This window comes from Lysobacter sp. TAF61, from assembly GCF_052113485.1.
Classification (GTDB): Bacteria; Pseudomonadota; Gammaproteobacteria; order Xanthomonadales; family Xanthomonadaceae; genus Lysobacter_J.
The window spans coordinates 1-1,411 of record NZ_JBFRDH010000021.1; the positions used below are offsets into that span (position 1 = coordinate 1).

The window sequence follows — 1,411 nt, forward strand, 5'->3', positions numbered from 1 at the left end:
TTCTGGTTGTACGCATCCTTGCCGCACTGGTCGGTATGACCGGCGACTTCGACCTTCAGCTCCGGATAACGCTTCAGGATCTCGGTGGCCTCGGAGAGGATCGAGACAGCATCCGGACGCAGCGTGGCCTTGTCGAAGTCGAAGTTCACACCCTTCAGGTCGATCGACACCGGCACCGGGCAACCGTCCGGACCGATGGTCTGGCCAGCCTGCGAACCGGGGCACTTGTCGTCGCAGTTGTTGACGCCGTCACCGTCGTCATCCATGTCGGCGCAGCTCGGCGCGGCCGGAGCCGGCGCAGCAGCGACCGGCGCCGGGCCCAGCGGAATCACGACGCCGACCGAAGCCAGCAGGTCGCCGAACCAGTCTTCGCTGGGAGCGCTGATGCTGCCGTCGTCGAAGTCGGCGCGATAGGCCACTTCGGTGCGCAGCGAGGCGCGCGAACCCAGGGCGGTCTGCAGGCCGACGCCGACCTTGGCGGCGAGGTTGCCTTCGTCACGCTGGCCGGGCGAGTTCGGGTTCGGCGATGCGTCGAACTCTTCTTCCGACTGCTGGTAGCCCAGGCCCATCAGGACGTACGGGGCCCAGTTGCGGCCTTCGGCGTTGAAGTGGCGACGCAGATCGACGGAGACGCCGTACTGGCTCCAGCGCAGATTCTGGTTGGCGTCGTTGTTGGGGTTCTGGTAGTTCAGCTCGCCGTCCAGCGACCAGTTCTGGTCGAGGAACTTGCCAACGCCGAGCGCACCGAACGGCGCGTTGCGCGTGCCGCGGTCGTTGTCCTGGACATTGATGCCGGCGGTGCCGGTCAGGTACCAGCGGTCATCGAATTCCTGCGCGCTGGCAACCTGGGCAAAGGCCAGGCCGGCCAGCAGGGCGGTGCTCAACAAACGGATCTTCATCTGTCACTCCTTGGATCAGTCAGAAACGGGTGGGAAACACAGGCGTACTGCAGGCAGGCGCACGACGCAAAAATCTGAATCGGCCTTGGAAGGGCCCAAGGGGGTCACTGACGGCGGCGATCATACACCGACATTGTATTTGTTAATACTGGTTAACGTTTTTGCCGGGCAGAGTCTGGTAGGAGCCCGGAAACGACGAAGCCCGGCACAAGGCCGGGCTTCGAAGATTGCTTTGGAAGAATCGTTACCGAGGTTCGTTACCGAGGTTCGTTACGGAAACCCGGCGTCCCGAACTCAGTTCTGGACGTTCAGCTCGGTGCGACGGTTCTTCTCGCTCTTGCAGGCCGGGAACGCCTGGCCCATGTCCTCGAGCGGGCGGCTCTCGCCGTAACCGATCGGGCCCACCAGACGCGCGGCGTCCACACCATTGCTGGTCAGGTAGTCGTACACCGTGGTGGCGCGACGCTCCGACAGCTTCTGGTTGTACGCATCCTTGCCGCACTGGTCGGTAT

Annotated in this window: 2 protein-coding genes; both read right to left on the reverse strand. The window is 63.7% G+C overall.

Translation table 11 applies throughout. The features are described from left to right. Positions 1–899: outer membrane beta-barrel protein (locus AB4Y64_RS17635; RefSeq protein WP_441817748.1), on the reverse strand; the 899-nt coding region annotated here is incomplete at its 3' end. A 294-nt stretch (positions 900–1,193) separates the two neighbouring features. Then, positions 1,194–1,411, reverse strand: a 218-nt coding sequence (locus tag AB4Y64_RS17640; protein ID WP_441817749.1) for an OmpA family protein, incomplete at its 5' end; no start/stop codon positions are given.